General features: G+C 47.9%; 33 protein-coding genes, 3 tRNA genes and 1 pseudogene. 5 read left to right on the forward strand and 32 right to left on the reverse strand.

The genetic code is table 11. The features are described from left to right. Positions 1–54: 54 nt before the first annotated feature. A complete protein-coding gene (locus ACQSGY_RS01640) occupies positions 55–495 on the reverse strand; it encodes a hypothetical protein (protein WP_427050429.1) in 441 nt (146 codons plus the stop codon). A 121-nt stretch (positions 496–616) separates the two neighbouring features. Here ACQSGY_RS01640 and ACQSGY_RS01645 point away from each other — a divergent pair, with 121 nt between their 5' ends. Next, entirely contained in the window at positions 617–754 is a 138-nt protein-coding gene (locus ACQSGY_RS01645) for a hypothetical protein (protein WP_427050430.1), read from the forward strand. Positions 755–1,018: 264 nt separating this feature from the next. Here ACQSGY_RS01645 and ACQSGY_RS01650 read toward each other — a convergent pair whose 3' ends face one another. Beyond that, entirely contained in the window at positions 1,019–1,609 is a 591-nt protein-coding gene (locus tag ACQSGY_RS01650) for a hypothetical protein (RefSeq protein WP_427050431.1), read from the reverse strand. A 101-nt stretch (positions 1,610–1,710) separates the two neighbouring features. Here ACQSGY_RS01650 and ACQSGY_RS01655 point away from each other — a divergent pair, with 101 nt between their 5' ends. After that, complete coding sequence (locus ACQSGY_RS01655; protein ID WP_427050432.1) at positions 1,711–1,974, forward strand: helix-turn-helix domain-containing protein; 264 nt, start codon at positions 1,711–1,713, stop codon at positions 1,972–1,974. Between the two features lie 52 nt (positions 1,975–2,026). Here the strand turns inward: ACQSGY_RS01655 and ACQSGY_RS01660 are convergent, their stop codons facing one another. Together ACQSGY_RS01660 and ACQSGY_RS01665 are read right to left on the reverse strand one after the other, a co-directional pair. Further along, complete coding sequence (locus ACQSGY_RS01660; protein WP_427050433.1) at positions 2,027–3,010, reverse strand: toprim domain-containing protein; 984 nt, start codon at positions 3,008–3,010, stop codon at positions 2,027–2,029. Further along, a complete protein-coding gene (locus tag ACQSGY_RS01665) occupies positions 3,007–3,219 on the reverse strand; it encodes a helix-turn-helix domain-containing protein (RefSeq protein WP_427050434.1) in 213 nt (70 codons plus the stop codon). The genes ACQSGY_RS01660 and ACQSGY_RS01665 overlap by 4 nt, the downstream gene beginning before the upstream one ends. A gap of 152 nt (positions 3,220–3,371) precedes the next feature. Here ACQSGY_RS01665 and ACQSGY_RS01670 point away from each other — a divergent pair, with 152 nt between their 5' ends. Further along, entirely contained in the window at positions 3,372–3,587 is a 216-nt protein-coding gene (locus ACQSGY_RS01670) for a helix-turn-helix domain-containing protein (protein ID WP_427050435.1), read from the forward strand. Here the strand turns inward: ACQSGY_RS01670 and ACQSGY_RS01675 are convergent, their stop codons facing one another. The 16 genes and pseudogenes from ACQSGY_RS01675 to ACQSGY_RS01750 all read right to left on the reverse strand — a co-directional run bounded on the left by ACQSGY_RS01675 (position 3,588) and on the right by ACQSGY_RS01750 (position 14,615). After that, positions 3,588–4,943 (reverse strand): DNA helicase, encoded by a 1,356-nt coding sequence (locus ACQSGY_RS01675; protein ID WP_427050436.1) that lies wholly within the window; start codon positions 4,941–4,943, stop codon positions 3,588–3,590. Positions 4,944–5,203: 260 nt separating this feature from the next. Then, entirely contained in the window at positions 5,204–5,521 is a 318-nt protein-coding gene (locus ACQSGY_RS01680) for a hypothetical protein (protein WP_427050437.1), read from the reverse strand. Positions 5,522–5,997: 476 nt separating this feature from the next. Continuing rightward, positions 5,998–6,432 carry a hypothetical protein gene (locus ACQSGY_RS01685; RefSeq protein ID WP_427050438.1) on the reverse strand — a complete coding sequence of 145 codons (435 nt, stop codon included), beginning with the start codon at positions 6,430–6,432 and terminating at the stop codon, positions 5,998–6,000. 148 nt (positions 6,433–6,580) lie between these two features. Then, complete coding sequence (locus tag ACQSGY_RS01690; protein ID WP_427050439.1) at positions 6,581–6,895, reverse strand: hypothetical protein; 315 nt, start codon at positions 6,893–6,895, stop codon at positions 6,581–6,583. Continuing rightward, positions 6,885–7,316: a hypothetical protein gene (locus ACQSGY_RS01695; RefSeq protein WP_427050440.1), complete on the reverse strand. Its 432-nt coding sequence runs from the start codon at positions 7,314–7,316 to the stop codon at positions 6,885–6,887. Before ACQSGY_RS01695 ends, ACQSGY_RS01690 begins: the two co-directional genes overlap by 11 nt. A gap of 431 nt (positions 7,317–7,747) precedes the next feature. Further along, positions 7,748–8,119 (reverse strand): hypothetical protein, encoded by a 372-nt coding sequence (locus tag ACQSGY_RS01700; RefSeq protein WP_427050441.1) that lies wholly within the window; start codon positions 8,117–8,119, stop codon positions 7,748–7,750. A 243-nt stretch (positions 8,120–8,362) separates the two neighbouring features. Then, positions 8,363–8,764 carry a hypothetical protein gene (locus tag ACQSGY_RS01705; protein ID WP_427050442.1) on the reverse strand — a complete coding sequence of 134 codons (402 nt, stop codon included), beginning with the start codon at positions 8,762–8,764 and terminating at the stop codon, positions 8,363–8,365. Then, positions 8,765–9,505 (reverse strand): BRO family protein, encoded by a 741-nt coding sequence (locus tag ACQSGY_RS01710; protein WP_427050443.1) that lies wholly within the window; start codon positions 9,503–9,505, stop codon positions 8,765–8,767. A gap of 79 nt (positions 9,506–9,584) precedes the next feature. Then, complete coding sequence (locus tag ACQSGY_RS01715; protein ID WP_427050444.1) at positions 9,585–9,935, reverse strand: hypothetical protein; 351 nt, start codon at positions 9,933–9,935, stop codon at positions 9,585–9,587. 123 nt (positions 9,936–10,058) lie between these two features. Beyond that, on the reverse strand, positions 10,059–10,346 hold the full coding sequence (locus ACQSGY_RS01720; protein ID WP_427050445.1) for a hypothetical protein: 288 nt from the start codon (positions 10,344–10,346) through the stop codon (positions 10,059–10,061). Continuing rightward, positions 10,347–10,877 (reverse strand): annotated as a pseudogene (locus ACQSGY_RS01725) (SLOG family protein). Between the two features lie 269 nt (positions 10,878–11,146). Further along, a complete protein-coding gene (locus ACQSGY_RS01730) occupies positions 11,147–11,575 on the reverse strand; it encodes a helix-turn-helix domain-containing protein (protein WP_145412406.1) in 429 nt (142 codons plus the stop codon). Beyond that, positions 11,575–12,036: a hypothetical protein gene (locus ACQSGY_RS01735; RefSeq protein WP_427050446.1), complete on the reverse strand. Its 462-nt coding sequence runs from the start codon at positions 12,034–12,036 to the stop codon at positions 11,575–11,577. Before ACQSGY_RS01735 ends, ACQSGY_RS01730 begins: the two co-directional genes overlap by 1 nt. A 702-nt stretch (positions 12,037–12,738) precedes the next feature. Then, entirely contained in the window at positions 12,739–13,698 is a 960-nt protein-coding gene (locus ACQSGY_RS01740) for a tyrosine-type recombinase/integrase (RefSeq protein WP_427050447.1), read from the reverse strand. 155 nt (positions 13,699–13,853) lie between these two features. Continuing rightward, positions 13,854–13,939: transfer RNA gene (locus tag ACQSGY_RS01745), tRNA-Leu, on the reverse strand. Positions 13,940–14,165: 226 nt separating this feature from the next. After that, on the reverse strand, positions 14,166–14,615 hold the full coding sequence (locus ACQSGY_RS01750) for a general stress protein (RefSeq protein ID WP_427050448.1): 450 nt from the start codon (positions 14,613–14,615) through the stop codon (positions 14,166–14,168). A gap of 214 nt (positions 14,616–14,829) precedes the next feature. Here ACQSGY_RS01750 and ACQSGY_RS01755 point away from each other — a divergent pair, with 214 nt between their 5' ends. Then, the gene (locus ACQSGY_RS01755; RefSeq protein WP_184190483.1) at positions 14,830–15,054 is read left to right on the forward strand and encodes a hypothetical protein; all 225 of its coding nucleotides are present in this window, start codon (positions 14,830–14,832) and stop codon (positions 15,052–15,054) included. 319 nt (positions 15,055–15,373) lie between these two features. Here the strand turns inward: ACQSGY_RS01755 and ACQSGY_RS01760 are convergent, their stop codons facing one another. Together ACQSGY_RS01760 and ACQSGY_RS01765 are read right to left on the reverse strand one after the other, a co-directional pair. Then, entirely contained in the window at positions 15,374–15,859 is a 486-nt protein-coding gene (locus ACQSGY_RS01760) for a NucA/NucB deoxyribonuclease domain-containing protein (protein ID WP_427050449.1), read from the reverse strand. Positions 15,860–15,977: 118 nt separating this feature from the next. Further along, positions 15,978–17,126 carry an ATP-binding protein gene (locus tag ACQSGY_RS01765; protein ID WP_427050450.1) on the reverse strand — a complete coding sequence of 383 codons (1,149 nt, stop codon included), beginning with the start codon at positions 17,124–17,126 and terminating at the stop codon, positions 15,978–15,980. A gap of 609 nt (positions 17,127–17,735) precedes the next feature. Between ACQSGY_RS01765 and ACQSGY_RS01770 the strand changes: the two genes are divergently transcribed. After that, positions 17,736–18,350, forward strand: coding sequence for a hypothetical protein (locus ACQSGY_RS01770; RefSeq protein ID WP_427050451.1), 615 nt, complete (start codon positions 17,736–17,738; stop codon positions 18,348–18,350). A 47-nt stretch (positions 18,351–18,397) separates the two neighbouring features. On the opposite strand, the gene ACQSGY_RS01775 is transcribed toward ACQSGY_RS01770, so the two are convergent. The 10 genes from ACQSGY_RS01775 to ACQSGY_RS01820 all read right to left on the reverse strand — a co-directional run bounded on the left by ACQSGY_RS01775 (position 18,398) and on the right by ACQSGY_RS01820 (position 24,919). Beyond that, entirely contained in the window at positions 18,398–18,727 is a 330-nt protein-coding gene (locus ACQSGY_RS01775) for a DUF1904 family protein (protein ID WP_111272233.1), read from the reverse strand. Between the two features lie 157 nt (positions 18,728–18,884). Further along, complete coding sequence (locus tag ACQSGY_RS01780) at positions 18,885–18,998, reverse strand: YjcZ family sporulation protein (protein ID WP_260410912.1); 114 nt, start codon at positions 18,996–18,998, stop codon at positions 18,885–18,887. 266 nt (positions 18,999–19,264) lie between these two features. Next, complete coding sequence (locus ACQSGY_RS01785) at positions 19,265–19,444, reverse strand: hypothetical protein (protein ID WP_427050452.1); 180 nt, start codon at positions 19,442–19,444, stop codon at positions 19,265–19,267. 111 nt (positions 19,445–19,555) lie between these two features. After that, positions 19,556–21,109: a tetratricopeptide repeat protein gene (locus ACQSGY_RS01790; RefSeq protein WP_427050453.1), complete on the reverse strand. Its 1,554-nt coding sequence runs from the start codon at positions 21,107–21,109 to the stop codon at positions 19,556–19,558. Between the two features lie 202 nt (positions 21,110–21,311). Further along, positions 21,312–21,734: a hypothetical protein gene (locus ACQSGY_RS01795; protein ID WP_427050454.1), complete on the reverse strand. Its 423-nt coding sequence runs from the start codon at positions 21,732–21,734 to the stop codon at positions 21,312–21,314. 240 nt (positions 21,735–21,974) lie between these two features. Beyond that, positions 21,975–22,048: transfer RNA gene (locus tag ACQSGY_RS01800), tRNA-Ile, on the reverse strand. A gap of 59 nt (positions 22,049–22,107) precedes the next feature. Continuing rightward, positions 22,108–22,181, reverse strand: a tRNA-Met gene (locus tag ACQSGY_RS01805). A gap of 69 nt (positions 22,182–22,250) precedes the next feature. Beyond that, positions 22,251–22,415 carry a hypothetical protein gene (locus ACQSGY_RS01810; RefSeq protein ID WP_167434093.1) on the reverse strand — a complete coding sequence of 55 codons (165 nt, stop codon included), beginning with the start codon at positions 22,413–22,415 and terminating at the stop codon, positions 22,251–22,253. A 166-nt stretch (positions 22,416–22,581) separates the two neighbouring features. Then, complete coding sequence (locus tag ACQSGY_RS01815; RefSeq protein ID WP_427050455.1) at positions 22,582–24,033, reverse strand: ABC transporter substrate-binding protein; 1,452 nt, start codon at positions 24,031–24,033, stop codon at positions 22,582–22,584. A gap of 22 nt (positions 24,034–24,055) precedes the next feature. Next, on the reverse strand, positions 24,056–24,919 hold the full coding sequence (locus ACQSGY_RS01820; RefSeq protein WP_110898476.1) for an ABC transporter ATP-binding protein: 864 nt from the start codon (positions 24,917–24,919) through the stop codon (positions 24,056–24,058). Position 24,920: the final 1 nt, after the last annotated feature.

The following is a 24,920-nucleotide window of genomic DNA, read 5'->3' on the forward strand; positions in this document are numbered from 1 at the left end:
GCAGCCGACGCAGGGGCCGACTTGATGCGCTATTTAAATAGGAAATGATGCGGATCAAACGTAAGCAACTACGCTTTTCATAACGTTCGTTTTCTCGCGCTGCACCTGCAGTATTTCGCGTTCCAATGCTTTCAATTCGGAGTCAATTTCGTTAATCCGCGCAGTCATCTCGGCAACCACGCGGGACGACTCAGATTTAACACGGCGCAACTCAGCCTGCGAGCGCTCAACGATTAGCTCTGCCTTGCGTACATTAATCCGTTTAACCTCGCGCTTTTCCTTACGTTCAGCCGCCTTCATAGCGCGGAGGATAATGCGCTCGATCGGATTGCGGACAGACTCATGCGCCTTGTGTTGCGGATAAAGCGTGTAAACGGTCGCTTCGGTCGGATGAACGATAAATACCGTTCGCCGATACGAGAACATGCGCGCTGGCTTTCCGTCTTCATCGATGACGTGTTCGGATACAAGCGATGCCTTGCGCAACATATCCATGACGTACATTGGCGCTTTGCTGCGGTCGACGCCGAAATGCTCAACCGCGCGGTCACAAGCGTGAGGCGTTACGAAAATCTTACCGATAAAATGCGTGCCGGCCTGCGGATCAATAGCGTACATGACGGTCATTACGCAATCACCCGGCCTCTCCGCAAGTGGCGTGCGTCAATATAATCGGCGGCGTCTTCGTATTCGCGGATCGATCCGTGGTAACAGACGTCGGGGTAGCGGCGAGACTGCGGAAGAGAAATGTTAAGAAAACGTGAAACTTCCGTGTTAGACGAACGTAAATTATTAGCAAGGGCGCGTTTCAAGGCGGCCACCTCCGGGTATAATATAGGTAGATAGCGTTGACAAGCGTTATCAATCCGTGGTAACATGCTAATTGTGAGTTGGTCACGTTACCAAAGATTTACAACATACATATCTTTTTCGTATTGGTTAATTGTTAAAAAAGTGTGATATACTCTTAACGAACGAGGTCGGGCTTCGTGCCTGAAACTCCGACCCACGTTCATTGTTAGATAGCGCACGCCAGCGCTTTCTTACAATCTGATCTGAATCTTGTAATGGACTTGCGGTGCGATTCTGCTTTACCCCCGAATAGGAGCGCCAACTCCTGTGCGGTTGCAGTTACGCTATGCCCTGGTTCTGACCAAGCTTTCAAGATCGCCAATTTCTTCGAGTCGCCGGCCGCCAAGCCGGTGATTCTTTCGTTATACATTAAATCTTTGTCGACGATCGCCAAATCGTCTTGTATCTCAAACTCCGTGTACCCTTCTGCGGTTTCACTTTGTATCATGGATACTGTAACGTAATTCTCCGACTTTGTTTTCTTTTCGTAGCGCTTAGTTGATCTCCCCACCCTGCGCTTGATAAAGTTAACGACCAGTTGCGGTAAGTCCCCTTTATCGATTTCGAATCTCATGACTATTTCTTCGATTATCTTAAAGCATTCGTCTTCGAAATCCGCCTGGTTAAGTCGGTTGCGATTATACTCCGACAATTGGTGAATCATCTTCTGAAAGTGGAATTTCACTTCCCACATTGCATCCAAGTCACCATTTTTAGCCTTTACGGCTAGGTTATTCAATTGTTGTTTATTCAACATTTATCATCTCCTTGTTTGGCTTACATAGTATATAAGGACACTATTTTTGATTATTGGGACATTGTTCTGAAATATTTTTATTCTTGTTGTTGGAGGGTTTTATGTATGAAGTCGGTAAGTGCCGACTTCGGGAGATACTTAGGTCCAAAAGGATGTCTCAAGTTAGATTAGCTGAGCTTACCGGGTATAGTAAGCAACAGATAAACAACTGGATAAACCGTCAGCATGTCGTCGGTGTAATGGGGTTAGAGGCCCTTCGCACCATCGCTGAGGCGCTTAATCTTGACTCTCCTTATGAACTTTATGAAATGAAATACGTACCCGCCAAGGTACCGCAATCTCCCGAAGAGGCTGCAAGCGATTAGTTCGCTTGTACCGACTAATAGTACACAGGTTTGTGTACTGCCTAATATTACATCATATGACGATATGTGTCGATACTATGTTGCGCGTCGACGTGAAAATATTTCTTCGTATGGCAGCTTTTACCGCACGCCTCAACGCAATTTCATCGCGCACATCGTTCGCATCCTTCGCACCTTCTGGCCATCTAACGTCATACAACTCGCAATATCCGCGCATCTTAGCCGCAACCTCCTCACGCAACTTTTCGCCAGCCGCGTCATTATCCGTCCCGATCACGACCTCCTGAGCGGGCGACATACGCAACATCTCCGCCTGGCTATCCGTAAACGTAGAGCCGCCGACCGCAATCGCAGGATATCCGTTACTCCACAAGTACATCGCGTCAGTTTCGGATTCTACGACAATCACACGCCTGATATTCCGTGCGTAAACGAGGTGAATTCCGTATAGCATTTTGCGGACCGGCGAGCCACCTTCCGCATACCAAAAGTTCTTACCCCACGTTGCCCGCCACTTTGCGTTAATAGGCGCGCCGCTCGGATCATGCCACGGCATCACTACCGCATTCTTCTGCGCGTCAAATCCGCAGTCAAACATACGCTGAACCTCCGGACTAATTCCACGGTCGGTAAGATACGGAACGGCGTCGTCTTTGTACACGGAGATATCGATCGGCTTCGGACGTTCCGCGATAGTTGGCGGCTTTATCTTGACGCGCAGCTTAGGCGGACCGTCTTCAGTCGCCTCGCCCGTCGTTAACTCCTCGCGCGCCTCTTCATACGTGATGTTGCGGAGGAATGCGTATAACTTAACGGGACCGCCACGGGCAAACTCCGGATTATTGGCGCCTGAATCACGCCAGCAGCCGAAATCGGGCGAGTCCGGATCGATAATAACGCTGAATGACGGCATTTTATCTTCGCGGAAACCGAATGGCGTAGAGGCGTTGAGGCGTCCGCGTGAGTTAGGTTGGACGTTACGCCAGTCGTACGAGTCGAGTGCGGCAAGGAAAATATCCGTATTTATCTGCGTCAAGCCACCGCCTCCAGTTTGATAAGTTCGCGGATATCGTGAATATCCAACGCAAGCGCAATCTTCTCTAGATGTTCTATACAAATCCGATCGACATATCCGCGGCATAAATTGGAGATAGCCGCCGCACGAATGCCGGTCAGTTGCGCTAGTTGTTTTTGATTGAGCCCTTTTTTAGCGAGAAGCTCTTTAAGTGTGATTGTAATAGTCATTGACTTACCTCCTTGTAAAGAATGATAATACATAGGGATCGTGGTATAATGTGGTTAGTTTAGGATTACGCTTTACCGTAATTCGCGTATCGCGTATTTCCGCCTACCAACATAGTAATCCGCGCCATGCGTATTGTCAAGGAGTGTAAGGGATGTCTCAGGAAAAAATTATTAATCGTGTAAATGAATTACTTGTCTCATCCGATTTACAGCAGAAGCAGCTAGCAGAACACCTACATATTAAGCCTCAAACTTTCAACGGATATATGACTGGACATCGTCCATTTAACTTAGAAGTAGTTATTGCAATCGCAGACTATTTTAAAGTATCCGTTGATTACGTTTTGGGTCGCAGCGACGAGCGGTAATCAAAAACCGCTCACGCCCGCAAATTGTCCCGCTTGCTCCCGCCTATCAGGTTCGCGCAATACCCCGTAGTCCATCAACGCAAGCAGTTCGATCACAAAACCTTCGCCGCCGTTCCGCCCCTTCTCTACGCCTAACTTACCAACTCCGTTCGCAGCATCAAACGCAAATAGGTTCGTCGCGATTTCGAGCACGGCTTTCGTCGTCTTCACTCGGTCACGTTTCGGCAGCTTTACTTCCCGCGCTTCTCCGTCTTCCGTATCCTGCTTTTCGGTGTGCGCTTGTATCGTATATATTCCGACGACATCATGCGCGCCGATAATCGTCTCCAACCTTCGCGCCGCCTGTTCCGCAGCTCCGCCCGTAGTCTTATTCGAATTTCGCCCGTATACATCGGACAGCCCGTAAAACGGGTCGATAACCACTACGTCAATTTCCGGATGGTCCGCAAGCTCACGGTCGAGCTCGTCAAGTGTTCGCGTTAACTCCGGATCACCTTTCGCCTGCAGGACGAGATTCCCCGGATAATACTCGTTAATCTTCGCGGCAAAGTCTAGTATATACGCCTCAATTTCGCTGTCCAATGCGCCCGATAGGAGCCCTTTGTTCGGCACGCCGACTTTGACTCCGCGGTCATCCGTGAGCACTTCTTCGTACGCGGTCGCGATCGAGAACAGCCGCGCAATCCACGAATACCACTTGACCTCGTAGGACTTGACGAATACGTTCGCACCCTGACGTAATAGCGCGTCGACAACTACCTCGGATAGATACGTTTTGCCGCGGCCGGATTCCGCCATGATCCCGTAAACGTCGCCCGAATATAGGCCGCCGATCTCTTCGTTGAGCGATTCGAAAGGTGTGCGCCAGAGTTTGAACGACTTGCCGGCCTTTCGTTGTTCGTATTCATGTGTGAACATTTCGCCTAGGTCCGAGAAGGAATTACCTACCTTTTCCGGAACGCCTGTTCGTGTTTCCATTTTAATCCGCTCAGCCTTTGCGGTCAAGCTATTTAAAAACGCTTCGGTCGGTAAAGTCTCGTAAGACCGCATAAACTCCGGACTGTTAATATATTCCGCAAATTCACGCTTGCCGACCGCATCTTTTAATTGGCCCGCAAGGTATTCGTACGAGTCCGTTACCTCCGGAATGTACGTAATCTGCGGATTATTCGCAACGAACGTCGCTACTGATGGCGCGGCTCCTCCGTTAGTCTCCGCGTAGCTGACCACGAAGTCATACGCTGCCTGTTCGATGCGCGATGGAAAGTCCGTTCGCTTAACGCTATACTTTGCGAGGGCCTGCGTTGAGCCATCGTCAATGATCTTGGACAAAAGTTGCTGACCTGTAACTGCCATGTAGCCTACACCTCCTGTTGTACACCTTGTACGTATTTGTCGTCAAACCCCGTTTTAGGACAATTTTCCCTATTGACAAGGTTTTGCCTTTCGACATATAACCCAATTTACGTAATTAATTGGACACATTTAGGAAATAAATTTTGCAAACTGTGATTTATAACACCGATGTCAAGTCGCATTTTGTCGAACAATTGTCGTCTATAAAAGTTGACTTTTTCTCACCTCGCGAAAGCTCCCGTTTTCGTCGTTTTACGAATTTATGCTCGCCTGAGCCCTCGATGACTGACGCCGCCAAACTCACGCTGGATACATAAATCACGCATTCGATCGACAAGCCGCGGTTTCATTTCGCGAAACACCGTATTTAATTCATTTAGCGCAATGTTGCTCGTATACACCGTCACCATCCCGTTAGTTACACGGTGGTTAATAATCGTGTGTAAATCTCCGCGAAATCCATCCGACATATCACGCACACCGATATCGTCAAGCACCGCAAAGGGGGCCGTTTCTGCCGCCGCCATCCATGCGTAATATTGGCGTGAAGCTGGCTCCGCAACGTCCGCCGGCACCATCGGTCGGTTAAACTTGTTGTACAGCGTTTGCCACGCGTTTACATCGAGAAAATACGCCGGCCGATCTAGCGCTTGCCTGTTGCGCTGGATTGATCCGATATAATGACGCGTAATGAAATCGCCGAGTATTGCGGCCGCCGTCGTAGTCTTACCGGTGCCGGGCGAGTCGCTGTAAAAGTACAACGATTTGATCGGAGCTTCCGGCTCCTCTTCGAATTGGCGCACGAACGTCTTTACGTATTCGTCCATTGCGCGGTATATGCCCGCCTGGTCAGCGCGTGCCGGCGAGTTAGCTAACGTTAGTCCGCGATATTCTGACGGTAGGTTTGCCGCGCCTACACGTCCGCCTGCGCCGTTTAAGCCGTGCGTTGCGATATATGATCCGCAGAGATTCGTACATTGCGCGCCGCCCGCTAACGAACAGTGCTGCGCTAGTATGCAGTTTTTAGCGTTGGACAATTGCGTTCCTCCTTTCGTTAAAATAAATCGATAATCTCATCGTCAGTCAATACGTTGTTATCCGCACTATTACCGCAATACTCCGCCTGTTTCTCTGCCCGCGCCTGTTCCGCAAGTACCTGCGGCATGATTCGCGGCAGCAAATACGCTATCAAAAACCCGGCCGTCAATTGCGGATATTGTGGCGTCGGCTTATATTCGCGGAAGGCTCGCGTAATGGATTCGCGTAGTGCGGCCGCTCCATAATCGGTGAGTGCGCGTTTGAGTACACCTTGTTCAAATCCGTAACCGCGCATTGGCACGTATACGGTGACTCCGAAATGATCACGGTTCAGGTCGGCGAACATCGTCTGCAGCGTGAGTACATTCCAGTGTTCGAGCGGAAGGTTGCTCCAGTCCTTGCGCTGGTCTGCGGTAATCTTCGGCTTAGGCGGCTTTTTAGCGCGTGGCATGATTGTATCACCCTTTCTGTAGTTATCCAATTCGCATATAGATGCTTAAATCGACGTGAACGTGAGCTAGTGCTATAAACGGTCTAGACCGACCGTAGGGTAAACGCCTTTTTACAGACCTTTACGGGACATTATCCGCGTGTTACAATTAAGAGCTTGCGTCTAGCGCCTCCTTCGCAATCCGCGCCATTTGGGAACGTGGCATCATCGCATGTTTACGGTCGTCAAACCGTTCGAGTACGGCACGTAACCGTTGAACCTCGTTGTTATCTTCCGCGCTTATCTGTTCGATCTCGTACAGCACGTCGTCCAGCGCTGCAACACGTCCCTCCCAATAACCTAGCGAATGGCCTCCGAAATAGTTATGCGTCTGATTTGGTGTAATTCCGTGCGCAGCTTTGACTTGCTCTGCGCGGCGACTAGCGAACTCTCTGCGTCGGGTAACGTAGTCTCTAATCGACATCGGCGGACACCTCCGGGAATAGTAGCGGACGGAGCTCATCGACTAAACGCCTAGTGTACGGTCGATCCTGAAATACGGGAGTACCAACGCACATTCCGCCATCCCAACGCGCAACATCGTTCTGTGCTTTTGCGAAGATACTACCGAGTATTTCGCGTATCTGCACAACCTCCGCCTCGGCAGCGATCGCCCTACGTATTGCTTCCGGCCAACCTTCGCGTGATTCTGCGATAAACCTTGCGTCGTCTTCGCCCGGCCAGTACTCCGCGTAATTCGTTCCACGCTTCGGCGCTTTCACTAGTTGCAGGTTTCCGTAAAGTCCGCCAAACAGTTGCCAAGTGTACGCGTTTTCTACCGAGAACCAAGGACCCGACGTTGCCGCCACGCACAACGCCAGGTCAGCGTGTAAATCTCGTTTCATCTTGTTGACACCTCCGATTATATGTTAGTCCTGCGCTTCCTTCAAACCGCATATTCGGCGGTTTCTCAGAACGTAAAGATTACGCTAAATACACCTCAGGCAAACGGAGAGTACGGCTCCCAGTAAGTCAATTTCTTCGTTAATATTGACTAATTACTGAAATGATCGATTTCTCTTAAAATTACTCCCTATTTCTCTCATTTTCACCGCTTTAGCATATTTCATATTCCTAAGGTACCATTGTTTGGAATTAGATGCGAACGAGCTAGGGAGCGAGCCGGCGAGTATTCGGGAGATATTTACAGGATCGGTGCTCTTGTGTTTTAAATATTCGGACTATTTTCGGGTTTTGTTTAAAGTCCCTTTTCGTGTATAGTTATAAATTTTCCCTAAAGGTTCCTGAATATTTCCCGTAATTTCCCGCGCCATCATCACACGTTCACTCCTTCGATTTTGACGCCGAGCATGTCGAGCGCGTACTTCACCCCGTCAGCAAACGCGTCATCTTCATATGCGCTATCGTAGATTCCGCATCCACTTCGGTTCGCATCGTAGGTATGCCGAATCTCGCGCTCCACGTCCGCCCGCTTCTCTTCCTCCGTCTTCTCACGCGCATACCCGTTAACCAGCGCGGCCAGTAGAATATCAAACGGAATTGAACATAGCGCTCTCACTGTCGGGTCCGTAGTTAGACCGTTAGCAAGTAGGTCCAGTATATTCTCGTTTGTATACTTAAACGTATCACTACGCAAAGCCTCGAGCGCGTCCGCAACCTCTGCGGGAATAGTCGGCTTGTTACTCATTCGCGTCACCCTCTCCGTTTTGTTTGCGATAATATTCGATGATATCGTCAGGTGTTTCGAAAACTTCGTTCTCCATTCGTTAATCCTCCGTTGATAATTTTGCGGTATATCTGCGCTCTCCCTTGCGTAAAATCTCGTGACATTTGCGTGTGTACTCAGCAACTTCTGCGCTGGTCATTGCGCACATTATCTTGCGTCGGGTTTCGTTATACTCGGATATCTCCTGCGTAGTCAGGCGCAGCTTCATACCGCAACCACCTCCGCTTCTTCCAAGTATCTTTCGTAAGCTTCTCGCGCTCTCTTCGCATGGGATATTGCCGCGCCTACACGGATGGCTTCCGCTACAAACTCCCGATCTTCATCTCCAAAGGGCAGACCGAGCGACCATAGGCGCCAGTGTACAAGTTCATGCAGCAAGTTGGCTTCGATTTCTTCCGGAATCAGCCGTTCATTCGTCGGCGCCGACATGCGTATTTCCTGCACGGAGCCGTCCGTCATGAAGGCAAAAGCCGCTTCCCTCCGAGCCCACTTACGCGTCAATAGCCGCAACGTTCCCGTATAGTCCACGCCCCAATGGAGCTGCGCGAGTTCGTTTGCGCGTTTTAAAAGGCGCTCCTGTTCCGCGAGTAATTGCGCTTTCTTCATTTACGCCACCTCCGCTTTTTCACGATAGAGACTGACAACGTAATCGATTCCTTCCGGCGTGACTTTGACGGATCGTCCCGCAATCCACCCGTCGCGATAGAACGTAAAAACACGGAAATACTTTTCGAGTCCTTGGCGCGGTGGATATACTCCGTCGACCTTGCGCTTATACAGTACGCCTTGCTCGCGTAGGAACGTGCTCAACTTTTGCGGACTGACCCCTCCGAGAAAGTGTTTACCAATCGTAGTAAACGTCGTGTAACCCTCCGAGTCGAGAAACTCGTCGTACTTATCGGCCTTCGGCTTTAACACCGCAATTTGTTCGTTTTGCTTACGGACCGTATCGAGCGTCGTGCGGAAAAGTAGACGCGTAGTTTCATCAGCGTGAGGCAGGTAAGTCTCGATGAATAACTCGTCATTTGCAACGTATCCACCTGTCTTGCGTATTGTTGGAATTACCTCGTGTGTGATCCATCGTTTGAACTCTCGCGCCTCGGGCTTTCTACTCCCAAGAATAAGAGTGTAGACACCTGGCTCGTTTACTACGTTGGTCTCTCCATGTAAGCCGCCTAAGTTGAACTTAGTCACCTCATCCTCATCTAACCTTTGCACTGCAACCGTGGGGTTGGACACTCCAATTACCCGGCAGACATCCTTAGCCACAAACCAAGACTCCCCTTTAATCAGAACTGTCCTTACCTCCCAATCACCGTAATTAAATACTCTTGTTAATTGTGCCACACTACTCATCTCCTCCCGTGATTTGGCCGTGATATTAGCGTCCTAGCTCCGCTCCCTACCGAATACCCCCCGTCTACTCCTAAGCGCCCATCTTCACGCTAAATTCAGGCGATAAGCCCGCGTTAATCGCCGCGATAATCTCAGCCGTAGTCTCGCGGAAAGCTACGATCATTTGCGCCAGATTAGTAACGTCAGCCTCCGCAACTGTACGCATCCTTACGCTATCGATAAGCGCGGTCAGGCCGGCGGTTGTTAGCGGGTAAAATGCGACTTCATCCCAACGTTCGCGGATCGGTGGTGGCTCCGCGCCTTCGACCGGTTTGTATCCGGGCGCCTTCGTAGGATCGACGAGCTTGCGCTGCAGGACGATAAAGTTGCGGTCGTCCGTTTTGAGTGCGTAATTTGCCGTGATTTTAACGTTGTTTAACATGCGGAAACACCTCCGGTATGTTATGAGTCATCGCGTAGTAATCGTAGGCTATTAGGCCGGCGAGAATCAGCGAAACGACGACGTAAATAACGATGATTACGTTGAGCTTGCGGTCGGGACGTTTCATAGGCGTCCGTCCCACGCTTGGAATGCGTCGATGGCGGCGGACTCTTCTTCCGCAACCTTACGTCTCCTATCGCGTTCTCTGAATACCGCGCGCACTATATCCTCGTAGCTATGGTACATGTAGCGAGTTACTTTCACAGCGAATATCGACCAGGGCCACGTAATACCGCGCCAGGTAGCGTATATGAGAACCGATGTATCTCCGCGATCTTCAACGATCGTGACGCGATACTCCGTGCCGTCTTCGGCAATGACGGGATATTTCGTGAGTTTGCGGTTTGACATTTATAACGCCTCCTTAGTCGGATCAATTCGTATGATGCGCGGCTTATGTTCCGCCTTCCTTGCGTAGTCTACGCAATTACCGGTGCCGCCTTTCGTTCCGTCCCACACCGCGATCACAAGCGAAGAATTATCGACCATCCACGCGTTACGCTTCTGCATCTTCCACGCGGCATATCCGGGATCACATACGTACTCGACCGCGTCAGCTTGCGCTAGGATATCGTGCCAACGATCCTGCGAAGCGTCCGGCCACATACGTTCCTGGCCTTCGAATGGGACTGCGGCGACTAAGCGGATGCCTTAACGTGGAAACTGTTCGCGCCACTTCAATACGATTTCGGCCGCAGCCATGTCAACGCCGAGCGCCATGCCGGATATAAACGTTGTGATGCCGAGTGAGTCTAACGCGTAGTCGATGGCGCGTTCTAAGCGGGTTTTTACGTCCGTCATGATCGCGTTGCTTTCGTTGTAGCCGCCGAGTTTATTCGGTCGGTGTCCGGTGAAACATGCGGTTAAGTTGCGGTTTGGCATAACGTGATTCCTCCGTTTATTTTATAAGTGCGTATATGCTCGCGATTCACTTCGTTCATACTCGCCGTCGCCTTTGGCTCCGTATCATTCTCCGCGCGGATAAATATGTTCTAATGTAATTCGTCCCGCGCAGTTTAGTTTGCGGCAGCAAAATCAACTAAGCGGTAATGTTTTATCTAGTTCTTAGTGGCTCTTGTTAAAGGTGGTTATAGTTAGTGTGACGTCTACCATGTCGGGACCTACCATGTTGAGGTTTGCAGACATGGACGCTAACCGCTCTCCAACGCAGCCGGTTCCGCATCAAATATCGCAAGCTGACTGATCGGCAGCACCGTATAGCGCGTATTCTGCCACGTTCCCTTCGGCGCTCTATCCTTTATTGCGCGGATGACTGGCCGCCCGTTCCAGCGGTATTCCGTAAGCCTGCGAACATACTTATTCGCCGTCGTCCGGTTGACCCCAAGGAACCGCGCTATTTGCTCCTGCGTTGGATAGCAGTTGCCTGCCGCGTCCATAAACGAAGCGATTACGCATAGCGTCGTCCAGTTCTGCGCGCCCATATCCGCAATGAGCCCGGCTTTGGCGGCATCGACGTACATTTTAACGAATATGCGCGTTTCAGTTGCGCCGGATGTGACGGAGTATTCCGTTTGGGATTCGACGGAGACTAGGCGTTGGGATTCGGTTGATTGCGTCATTATGCTGCGTCCTCCTTTCGTGTAGTATCGTTGTTAAGCGCTGTATATCCGAAGTCTACTGCGATAGGAAACGGTAATCCCGTCTGGTCGCGCCATATTTCAATCGATGATTTTTTGTATCCGTATCGTGCGTTATCTTCCGCAATCTGTTCGACGGTGCGCGGATTTTCGAAACACCAATACGTGAATTTGCGAAACTCTTCCGGAGTCAATCCGTTCTGTGCCGCTAATCGCCAAACTAGCGCGTCAAAACGGGACTGATCGAGGTCAAAGCGTTGCCTGTTCGCTTCGAACCATTCGTAAGGGTTTGCAGCGCTTTTGTTAGCGTTCAGCCACGAAGCTAACGGGCGCATATTTCCGAGATAAGTTCCGCAATGTCCGGTTGCTACCGGGATGAAGTGGTCATCGTCACATTCGAGTTCATCCGTAAGATCGCACGTACCTCCTCCGTCAAGTCGCATTGCTAGACGATGACTACGTTCCCAATTCGTAGGGAGACTTAGCAATAGCGTTCGCCTACGATTTGCTGCCGATCGCACCGCGTCTATATTACGTTGATCGGATGTACACACTCGGCATCTAGAACTCATACCAATAAGACATTGACTCTTTTGCGTAAATTGGTTAAGCGATTGAAAAAGACCACATCCTGTGCATACTTTTAGAAAGGATGACCGAAGTCGCGTGATACCTCTTTTTCGCATCCAACCAACTACCCCGCCATAAATCTCCCCAATATATTGATACAACTTCGTAGTTACTGCGCTGTTTCGATTGGGTGGCGGAATATACACTTCGTCTCCACTGAATGCGGCTCGCCACCAGTCGTCCAATATATCTTCTATATCCCAGGTCGTCACTTCCTGGGTACTAATTTCTATGTCTTCATCGTACGCAACGTATAACTCTACGTGTCCGCGGTTAATCTGCCTGCGGATAATTTCGTGATGAACGTTAAATTTACGAGCAACATCTGCTATTGAAGCTCCGCTATCTAATGCGTCTTGTAAAAGCTCGAGGTTCAATTTAGGACTGCGCGTCATGTCTCCGTCTCCTCTCCGTTTTACTTCTCGTATTATATAGGGACACAAAATCGCGGAATTGGGACATCGTAAATAAAAAAAAAAAATAACGCACGCCTCCGGAGAGACATGCGTCAGTGTTTATCGTTTAATTTTCGTATTACGTTTCGCTTTAGGTTTCGAGAGCAAACGGTTGATCGGACTAGCCTTCGCGTGCTCCGCTTTTAAGTCGTTATTTACGAGGGCAACGTATCTACGCGTCATCTCCATAGTGGAGTGTCCGAGAGACTTTTGTACTGCGAAGGAATTCGCTCCATTACGAAGAAATTCCAACGCGAACACATGCCGCAAATCATACGGTCGAATCTTAGTTCCGATTTTCTTACAATATATTTCCATACGATCACCCCAGGTATGCCGGTTTAGCGGACGCCCCTCGTATGAACAGAATATCGGAACGTTCTCTTTCCATTCCGGGTCCCTAACGGAAATTAATTTACGCAGGGCCTTAACGGTCATATCCGATAGTGGCAGTGTACGCGTATTCCGGTCTTTCGCAACCTCCGCAGGCACGCGTATTTCCTTTAACGATAGTACAAAATCCTGCGGTATTAGCTTCGTAGCCTCCGACGGACGTATCCCGGAATCAAGCGTTAACAGGATTAACGTGTAGTCGCGTAGTCCGACAAACGTATTTTGATCTGGCGCGGCAAGTAGCGCCTGTAGTACCCCCGTTTCCACCGCCACTGCACGATCACTCGTCTTCCTCTTTTTAACGTTCTCGAGCGGATTCATCGTGAGTATTCCTTCACTTACGCAGTATTTAAAGAATGCGCGCAGATAGACAAGCCGGTTATTAAACGTCGCTGGCTTGATGTCTTCCGCTAAGTGCGTCATGACGGCGTCCTTGAGCGTGCTATCCGTCTCCCACGCGTCGGGAAACCGCTTGAACAGTAACTCCACAGTCCGCGTATAGTCCGCTAGTGTTTGCTGGCCCACTCCGTCATCGAACCGTTTGTATTCAAGAAACTCCGTTAATACCTCCGGCCAGTCTCGCCGTTTGCTTCCGTTATTCTTTTTAATTTCGCGTAATCGCGCCAATGCAAAAAGCACCCCTTCCGTTTGGTGAACGGTGGGATGCTCCGATGTGTTTGCGCGAATCCTGTGTACCTGCGAATTACCTCGCTTTAAGTACGCAGGACCCGACGTGTTTTGACGCTCATTTAACGCTGTGTTTGCGGGGTAAAACCGCGAGATGCCGAGGACCGGGATCGAACCGGTACGGTAGTCACCTACCGCAGGATTTTAAGTCCTGTGCGTCTGCCAATTCCGCCACCCCGGCAAATGTAATTTTTTCTTGGCGACAAGAAATATCTTACCATGAATAAATTAATAATGCAACCCTTTTTCCTAAAATAATGAAACAGGCACTGCAAGCGTCAGCTCACAGTGCCTAGAAAGTCCGAGTTGCGGTCCCGGACTTCCGGTAAACCATCTATATTAAGGGAGGTGTGATATAAGAATACCTCCCCAACATTAAAGAAACCTAAAATCAGCCTTAAATTAAACTAAAAATGCAAAATTGTTTTTACTTGCTCTGCCTGTTCCTCGCTGCACTCTACAAAGATCAGAATATGACCTTGCAGCAGCCATTCCTCATAATAACGTGCATCCTCTTCAGTGATGCCTGCATCCGTTAGCGTTAAGACCAGATCATCCGTCTCACTGCCAATCTCATTGCCCGCCAATCGTCGCACCGCTGTTCCGATGGATGCCGTCTGATGCATGCGTTTTCCCAATCCAGCCAATATGCCCTTGAGTGCTCCAAATGCGCCATCCGTTCCAGCACCCTTGAGTGGTTTCGGCAGCCCTGTTTGCTCACTAATCATCTCAAGATCAAGCTGCTCCTTCGCTACAGCACCCAAATGCTTCTCCTCAATGCCTTCTCTTCTAAGATTATTTAATAAAATAATAGCATCCTGCTCTGTATGAGCAAGCCCTACCAGCAATTTTGTCATCCCGTTCCCCTCCCCTTTCTTATCTACATATAACCCCGAAGACGCTGTTCAGTAACGCTAAACGTCTATGCTAAGTCAATTCACCTAGAACAACTGAAATATTTCTTGACTGGAAATCCATACCTAGTTCTGATAGACTAGATAAAGAAGACAAATTAACCATTGAAAACTTTAACCTTGTAATAAATATCTTATTAATCAGGAGTAATGACATATGAAAAAAGAGGTAGAAATTGCCATTCGACGCAAACAACAAGTTATGGTTCGTAATACGAGCGGGCAGACCGTAACCGGCTTCCCGGAACGCACAGCGGACAGTTCCATTCTCTCCTTGCGCACCGTACAGGGCAATGTGTGGATTCCATTTGATGAAGTGGAACAGGTGACTCGCCTGTTGACCCTTCGTTCTCACCATCTGGGTACTATGCAGCTTGTATAACATCTGGCCGCCCAGATGTTGAATCACGCTCCTGGAGCCCTCAGTACACTTCAACAGATAAGAAAAAGCGAAGCTAAAAGCTTTCTGCAAGAAAGCTACATCGGAAGCATAAGCTTCGCCTTTATCACCGGATTCTTCCCTTTGGAGAAGGGAATTGAGAAACTCTGGGGATAACCGCTACTCTCCAGGTTATTCTGTTATCGGAGTGGACTGTGTAAAATCTTTAGTTCAACTTATATAACAGCACGCCTATATTCAAAAAACCAGACGATAGACGTCTGGTTTTTCTTTTCTTATGGTTTTTGTTTATTCAACAATACTACTTCACAACAAATCTGACACGCGTACCGTCAGGATATGTACTTAACTGATTTCCTACCCAAGAGCCTGCACCGCGATTATCTTTGGGTGTAATATACTGGATATCTGCTCCCGTTCCCCCTTCGGCACACATCGCCATAGGCCACTCATCCCGATCCTTGCCTTTTTTCACCGGCACACCTCGGAGCGAGAGCTCCCTGTTCCCTTCGGCACCCTTTCGGTCAATCGTGCAGACATCCGAATGCCCCGCCTTGATCGCCTTACGAATATGGTTCGCTGTCTCGGGATACCGATCTGCAGGAAAAGTAATCGTATGATCAACACCCTTGTCGGTAGCATTGAATGGAGACGGGAATTGCTGCGGCCACTCTCCTCCTGCCCAGGCGTATAATGCAATCAATACCATACCTGCTAATGTCAGCATTTGTTTGATAAATCGACGGTTTCCTCTACTGCCTTTTCTGCTGCTGCGTCTTTTACTCATGATGTTCCTCCCCCATATAGCACACTAGCATTATAACAGAACGTCAGTTCGCAGAACAATAATATGCATATATAAAAACAGCCGGATTGCTCCGGCTGCCTAATGTTATGCAATTTTCCTATCCTGCATTAGTAATACTCTGTCTGCTTAGGAATGGGACCATTACATGGAACTCCGTTCCTTTTCCTTCCACGCTATCTACTGTAATGCTGCCGTCCATCAGCTCTAATAGCTCTTTGCAAATGGTTAAACCCAGACCACTTCCGCCAAACCTTCTCGCATGGGATATATCGGATTGAGTGAAGGCATCAAACAGCTGATCTATCTGATTCGAAGGTATTCCGATGCCTGTATCCCGAACCGAGAATGCGAGCATCGTTTCCTCCTGTGAATGCTGCTTCACATCCACTTGCAGCTGTACTTCACCTTTTTCCGTGAATTTAACCGCATTGCTCAGCAGATTATCCAGTACCTGCCGAAGTCTCAGCGGATCACCCCAGAGCACATCAGGCATGCTCAGATCCGCATGGCAGAACAAACGGATTTGTTTATTAACAGCCGCTGGCTCATGGGTCTTCACAATTTGCTGAATCAGCTTGAGAGGCTGAAATTCAATATGCTCCATTCCCATTTTGCCTCTCCCCAGCTTCGCCATATCCAGACTGTTATTTACGATAGTCAGGAGTGCTTCCCCGGATTGACGGGCCAGCTCCAAATATTCCTGCTGCTCCTCAGTGATATCGCCCATGCCAACAAGCTCAATCATGCCCATAATACCGTTCAGCGGTGTACGAAGCTCATGGTTAAGCTTACCGATGAATTCCAGCTGCCCTCTGCTCGTTTTCTCAGCCGTAGAAGCGGCAAGCTTCAACTGTTGTTCCGCAAATTTGCGTTCCGTAATATCATATTGAATCCCCACAAAATACAGGCAATCTCCGGATTCATTGAAAATAGGATCAATATTCAGCTCGTTCCAGAACTTCTGGCCACTTTTGGTATAGTTTAATATCTCCACCTTAATGGATTGTTTCTTCGCTAATGCTTCCCGAATTCGTGTAACCGTCTCGGGGTCGGTATCTGTTCCTTGTAAAAATCGGCAATTCCGGCCGATTGACTCTGCGTACGTATATCCAGTTAACGAGGTAAAATGTTCATTAACATACATGAGCGGAAACTCAGGTGTGGTAGCATCAACTACCGTAACGGAGGATTTTAATTTTGAGATGATAAATTCCCATTGCATTGGGACTTGACTATATAGACTCATGTCTGCTCCTCCATCTCACATCCTTTAGATGGTATGTGTTGATATAATACAATCTATATTATTGTACCACAGTTATTCATTCATTGTAGTTCTTGGGTAATAGTTCTTAATTATACCTTGCACAACTGTTGACAATCTACCGCCTTTTATCAGATTATACAGATATCCATTTATGATGTGTCATCATCGTGCATGTACTGATTGTCTGCATTTCCTAACGCCAGACCTCAAGGCGGGGCCGTTAATGGTTAACGAGGAAGGAAGATCGGTGATGAAAACTCTCTTTTTTATCTTTATGGTGTTATGTATGATCAATCTGTGCTTCCCCAAGTTTGGCTGGTACCTGCGATATGGCTGGCTCGTTCATGGTGAGAGCGAACCTAGCAAATCTTACATGCTTATGGTCCGAATGTCCAGTCTGTTTATGCTGATAATCGCATTTACTCTCACAATGGCATGAACCGATAAATAACTGCAAGAAAAAGACCAGCTGTCTCTAGGATAGCTGGTCTTTGCCCTGCACTGACGGGAAAATGATAACTTTATTTGTGGTGAAATTTGAATAAGCGCCGTAATATAGAATTATCGTTTCAGAAAGGACATTACATTATGAATATTGCATTTTATCCATTCTGGGCTGCGAGCACGTTGCTCTCACTCATCCAGGTTATCTCCATTACTACGCTGACCTGCCTGACCTATAAACAAACAGATTCCGTTATCTATGCTGTATTGCTTCTATGTATTTATTCGCTCGGTCATACAGCAGCCAAGCTAATCTTTCCTTGGCTGACCAAACACTTTGCATCATCAGGACTAATGCTTGCAATGCCCTTGATCAAAGCACTGCTACTTGTGGGAGCTGCCTTTGCATCGTCTCACCTGACAGAATATGCCGCTTTAATATATATAAGCTTCATTTCACTCTCCGTTGTAATTCGCTGGGAAAGCTTGCTTCTGGAGGCTCTTCAGCCACAACTCATTGAAGGAGAAGACTTGGACAAAACAAACAATCTGATCTCGTTTGCAAATTACACTGTAACAGGCATCGGGCTGATTATGACCTCAATTACCATCCTGTATGCCGGTATCCCACTGGCACTGTGGATCGCGGCAAGCCTGTCCTTGGCTGCACTGGCGCTAATCGGTACCGTTCAGCGCCTGATTCGCACCCCCTCTCATTCTTCACTAAAACTCAGCCCCAGGCACGCACACCACAAATAAAAAAGACGAGCACGGTTAACGGGCTCGTCTACTGCTGTCTCCACACTCTAATCCAAGCGATAATCCGTCAATGGCTTGCCCTGCTTATAATACAAATTCGGCGATAATATATTGAAAAAAATATGCACATCCGGCATGTCCGCCTTCTCAAGGATAGACTGCATGCATGATGCGATCCGATCATGTATTTCCTGGTCACGCTGAAACATCAAAATCTCGATGGAGGCCGGGGAAGGTGTCAGGGCTTGTACATCATGACGCTCTGCTTTCATTCTTTCCTGCGGAAGTTGAGTGATCAGAGCCATTTGCTCGGTAATCTGAGGTACAACCTCCTCCAGCTCATGACCTGTGAATCCTTTAAAACGAATAAACGGCATTGCGATCCCTTCAATCTCTATAATAGTCTCTTATGTGATTTTAAGCACATTGTTTTCAGTTGTCAAATGTCACTCATGCCATATATGGCCCTACGAACGAGAGCAAAGCCCCACCAATGTTTTGATGGAGCTGATGCTGCCACACCCAAACGCTAAATTACAGCCAGAAAGATTTCGTGATGATTACAAGCAAAATGAAGAGAACGAGGATAGCGCTAGTCGAAGTCCATGCTCCATATCCACAACCGTAACCATATCCAACATGACTCATTTGATTGGCCTCCTTTGAATTTCAAGGTATGCCATAACATATGCGGTTTTTCTGGCAGTGACCGGGCGGATGTCCAAGTCTAGTCGCCCAATCCTTGGGGGGTGTACATGATCTCGGTCCGAAATCCACATCATGTCTGCCTGATGCCTGCATTAAGAGCAAACCGCCACAAGACAAGTGCTCTGACTTTCATAATAAAAGCCGAATCACACCTCAAACGTTCAGGTATGACACGGCTCGGCTCATGTCTTCATTAAACTATGTAACTAACCATTTCTACGTTCAATCTGATCATAGATCGCTTGCCCATCATAGCCAGGTTCCCGCGCAACATCTCTTCCAAGTAATATAAGATTTTTCATACCGTCGCTATTAACGCTGAGAATGCTAAATGCCCCTAAAAGCCATAACAAAGGAAAAAACAAAATGGAAAGACCTTTTTTCATCGCGTACCCTCCTTCTTCTAAAAAGTAAACTTCTGTTAATTATACGTCAACACTTGAAGGGAAGTTTCATTTTAATGGAATCAATTGAACAAGCTGGATCTGGAGTGAGCGTCACTCCAGACTTTGCAAAAGGGCTGCAGCATCCTGATGGCTCGGGTCCAACTCTACCACACGACGAGCATAGCTGAGCGCTTCCTGCTCCAGTTCAAGCTCATAACAACACACAGCCAGTTCATATAAATGTTTTGTCAGATGTTCATCAGAGGTAGCTGTGAGTGATTTCTCCAGAAAAGGCTTTGCATCTTCATACATAAACATCTCCATAAACAACTGGCCCGTTATCAAGGCAAGCTGCGCATGATGCTCCATATTGTAATAAGCGGACCACATCTGCCTGATCCCCGATTGAAGGTCAGACATTTCCTCATCACTTGCATCTGGCAGCAGATATTTAAAACGAGGAAAAGCATGCATCAGAAATTCGGCATCGTACCCACCCAAACGCCAGAAGGGCAGCAGCTGCTTCAGCTCCATCTGATGCACCTTGGAGTCGCTCCACTCCTTGAGACTGAAAAAATCATCTGGACCGAATCGCTCAACAAAGCGATGGTAGGCCAGCCTTGTGTTCACATAACTGATCGGGTTCTCCAGCATCAAAATCATACCAATGTTCAGGTCTTTATAATGATGTGCCGTAAAATAGGCCTCAGCGCCTTGCTGTTCAAGCACATATTGGATTGCATGGTAATTAGCTGACAGCGAGAAGCTGCCATGCAGGGCAAATTCGGGAGGCTCCGCATATTTCCAGTAATCCAGCCGATGATCCCCCTTATCTGCCGTTATCAGCATGTAACCTGACCGTGACAGCTTGCCCAGACGTTCGAGACAGCTCAGACCTGCAGTCGGAAGCAGAATGTGCGAATCCTCCAATTCAGCCCGGTACAGGCCGATCAATTCGGAGTATGGATAACTGTTCGAACTATACTCGGGTGCAACACGATAGGTATAGTGTAATGACATCTGTTCCAGCATCTCGGCAGGCTCTTGTGTATCTACATCTTGCGGAAGCTCCACAAGCAGATCACACTCAAATACCTGCCCCTCACCAATATAGATCAGCTCCTGCGGAATACTGTCAAAAAAATAATTGGCAATGAGCAGCAGCGGCTGCTGCAAATCCCCCTGACTTATGGTCATTCCCGACACAACCAGATTCAATTCCTTGTCCTGCATCGCATCAAAACATGCAAAATCCAGCAGCCCTTGGGCTATATAAGCTTGCATAGAGGGATGCTCTCTCCATCCCATTACATTTTCCATAGCCAGGTCTGTCATGACATACCGAAAAGCTGGCAGCTCAATCCCCGCAAGTTCCTTCAGCGCACATAGCTTGACTAATATGTGATGGGCTAGACGTCCCGCTCCTGCACCAAGCTCAACAATGGTGATCGTCTCGCGCTGTACACCTCGGGCAGCCAAATCCTGCAAAAACGCAAAAATCATCTCCGCATACGCCGTTGCAATGAACGGGTTGCTCGTAATATACTGCGGTACCTGGCTGCCCTCCCAGGCCTGTAAACCCTTTTGTTCGTAATACGCTCTCTGCCACTCCCAGATTGGTGCTTCACTGAACCGGAAAAGCTGACTTTCTTTTTCTATCTTCACTTGTATTAACCTGCTTTCTATTTATGTATCCAAAATATCACCCATGTCATTCGATGCAAAAATATCATTATATCATACTTCATTTTCAATACTCCCTATTAATATTCCCCCTGAAGAAAAAATGCATTCACGTTTTCTAAACTACAAAAAAAGCCTGCTTAGTAGATAAGCAGACTCAAATCTCTTGATAGCCAATTCAATCTTAGTCAGAGTACAATGCACCATCAAAGTTTTCAGGGCCTACACGAATGGTACCGAGCAAGTTAGAACTAATAAATGCCGTGTACGTTAATTGAGGTGTGATTGGTGGATTAAAGTCATCCGCAGAGAATGTGATAACTTGAGGCGCAAGTACACTCAAACTGAATGTAGATGTGGCAGAGTATATAACCGGATCTGTTGAAACTGTACCTCTGACTATAGTGATTGTAACTCCTACTAGTGCAAGCGGCAATTGTACCGAAACGGTTCCTTTCATTTGAACCCGTGGATTGGCACCAATATTATCTGTAACCAGACCAATCTGACCAAACAATTGCGGTGTGTTAATTGCAAGGATCGGAATCGCAATAGAGTTCGCCAAGCTCGCATTCTGCGATGTTCTTGCGTCAATAAATTGACTCATGAAATCTACCTCCTATGTGTTGGGATAAGATAGTATATGTGAGAATTGTATTCTGGCATGGACATACATACCCGGTGTGAAAAAAAGTCAGATGACTAGAGATGTAGAATTGCAACTCGTTCACTCAAATAGGTGTAACTTGGTGTCCAACGTATCGTGCACATCAAATTCCTCTGCAATCTATGGAATCTTCACTATGAAAACAGAAAAAAACCCTTGCATCGCAAGGGTTTTGAAATATGGGCCCTACAGGACTCGAACCTGTGACCAATCGGTTATGAGCCGACCGCTCTAACCAACTGAGCTAAGGGCCCTAGACAAAATAATATATAACAGTGCAGATGATGGCTGTAAATCATCCAGTAAAGCTATATTGCGGGGGCAGGATTTGAACCTGCGGCCTTCGGGTTATGAGCCCGACGAGCTACCGGGCTGCTCCACCCCGCGTCGTTAAGAATAATAAACAGCGACTTAATTAATATACACTATTAATACATTATAAGTCAAGGGGTAATCTCAGGGAATAAATCGCACTCCATAACGGCCTTTGCGTGAACGATATACTTCGACTTCTTCAGGCTCGTTATGACCATAAATCCAGCCATCCTGCTCCAGTCTTTTGGCCAGACAGCCTGCCTGAAATTTAGTTGTGTACAGCTTGCCGAAATATACCCATCTCATGCTGCTCGTCCTTTCCAATGGCATCATATATTGCTGTTAATTGTAGAATGCCCCTTTTTCGTAAAAATAGCCGCCAGAGATTAATAAATCTCCGGCGGCCATTTAAAATTAAGAATTCACGCTACATTTTATGTTTTCCCTAGATACGAACGTGAAAAAATATGACTTATTGGAATGTCGCTTTAGGGTCCTTCTTCAACTTTTCAAGCATTTCGTTGCCTTTCGCTGCCCATTCGGCAAGTGCTTCTTTTGGTGTTTTTTTGTTTTCTAATACCTGATTAAAGTATTCCATTCCTTTATCGCTTACCTGCCATAGGTTAGGCATCTTTTGATACAGCTTGTCGAGGTTGGTATTGGTAGGCGGTACCGGCTTCAATGTGTAGAATGCCTGAATATTATAGTCCAGACCATCTTTCGATTTGATAAAGCTCTTCCGGGATACCATCTCGTAGCTGCTGCGTGCCTTGATCTTCGCCCAATCCTCACTGTTCATATACTTGATCAGTTCCCAGGCATCATCCGGATTCTGAGCCGAGCTGTTGATTGCCATCAAATTACTCAAGTAAATGTTGCCGCCAATTTCAGGCGCTTCCGGATGAACCGGTGGTGTTACGACGTCCCATTCAACCTTGGTGAAATCCTTCATTTTATCTGCATTTTTGTTCGCATCAATCAGTTGATTAATATAGCTGTAATCTCCGATCGCCATCGCCGCCTCACCACTCATGAACAAGTCGCCCTGCATAGGATTGTAGCGACCTTCCGACTGTTGATCCTGCTGCTCATCACCTTTCGGGATCACTTTATCAATCGCCAGCTTACTGATCGTGCTCCATACCTTCTCCCACTGCGGAGAGTCCACCGTCATCTTTTCTGCCTTATCGTCAAACACCTTCAACTGCAGCGCGTTGTAATACTGCGCCATGGAGTAATACGAAGAACCGCCTTGATAGGTGGAAAATGCCAATCCGAAGACATGATCTTTTCCTTCCCCTTTTGTAAGACGTCTGGCCAGATTAAAGATATCATCCCACGTCATATTATCTGTAGGCGGTTCAACACCTGCTTTTTCAAACAACCCTTTGTTGTAAAACAGCGCCGAGGAAGAGAATGTAGGTGTTAATGCATAGATGTTCTGGTCACCCAGATCCTTGATTCCCTCAAGTACACTTGGCACAATATCGCTGGTGTCAAACTTGTCTTCCTGCATCAATGGATCAAGCTGTTTAACCATATTTTCCTGAATTAATGCTTTTACTGTAGAGGTGCCGGCAATGACAACATCAACCGGATTATCTCCAGTCATAATTTTCTTCAAACTTTCCAGCGTATCCGGGATTTCTTGCTGCTCTTCCGAATTTCCATAGCCGTACATGCTGCCCTGATCGACAGCCGGTACGATTTCGACAGTAACATTGCTATGTGTAAGCTCAAAAGCATCCGTGAATTGCTGACGGAAATAGCTGTCATCCTGTCCTCCCCACAGTGTAGCTACACGCAGCACACGCTGCTCGTTATCTTTACTCTCACTGGCTGTACATCCCGCAATTAAAGGCAATGCCAACGTTGCTGTTGCCATAATAGCCAGCACACGCTTTCCCCACAACCTGTTCTTCATCTCACAATTTCCCCCTCATTTATTATCTTGGCGGTGTAATGACAATCCGTTCACCATCAAACTCCAACGTTGCCCGGCTATCAATCGACAAAGCTTCCAGATACTCTTTAGGCACCTGAAGCCGCCCTGCGCGATCAATAATAACAAAGGCTTCATGAACGTCAGGTGCCCCTGCCTCAGACAGGCCCTGTTCATCGTCAAGATTGGGATTCCGCTTCACAAATTCGGTGCTTGTGAGGCCGTCCCGAATTGCAACAATACGGTCCACTTTGCCCGCCAGTGTCAAATCATGGGTAACGATAACGATCGTTACCCCGAGTTCCTTGTTCATTTTGCGGAAAATATTCATGATCGTATCACATGTCTCGGAATCCACCGAGCCTGTCGGTTCGTCTGCCAGCAGAATTTTGGGTCGATTGGACAAGGAGATGGCAATGGCTACCCGTTGCTGCTCCCCTCCTGACAACTGATGCAGCTTGTTATGCATCCGGTCTTTCAGACCAACCCATTCCAGCAACTGCATCGCATACGCACGATCACGCTTGCCTCCCAGAATCATCGGTGTCTCTACATTCTCCAGCGCTGTGAGATAGGGCAGCAGGTTGCGCCCATTGTTCTGCCAGATGAACCCGACCGTGTGACGTTTATACTCGACCAATTGAGCATCCGTCATTTTGAGCAGATCCCAGTCACCTACAACGGCTGTGCCGGCAGTTGGACGATCCAGACCACCCAGAATGTTAAGCAGGGTCGATTTGCCGCTGCCACTGTTGCCGATAATCGCCATCATCTCTCCTTGATTGACAGTCAAGTTAAGGCCTTGAAGGGCAACGACTTCCACATCGCTGGATTTAAAAATTTTGACAAGTCCCTCGCATTGGATCACG

This window comes from Paenibacillus sp. TC-CSREp1 (assembly GCF_050171015.1).
GTDB lineage: Bacteria > Bacillota > Bacilli > Paenibacillales > Paenibacillaceae > Paenibacillus > Paenibacillus silvae.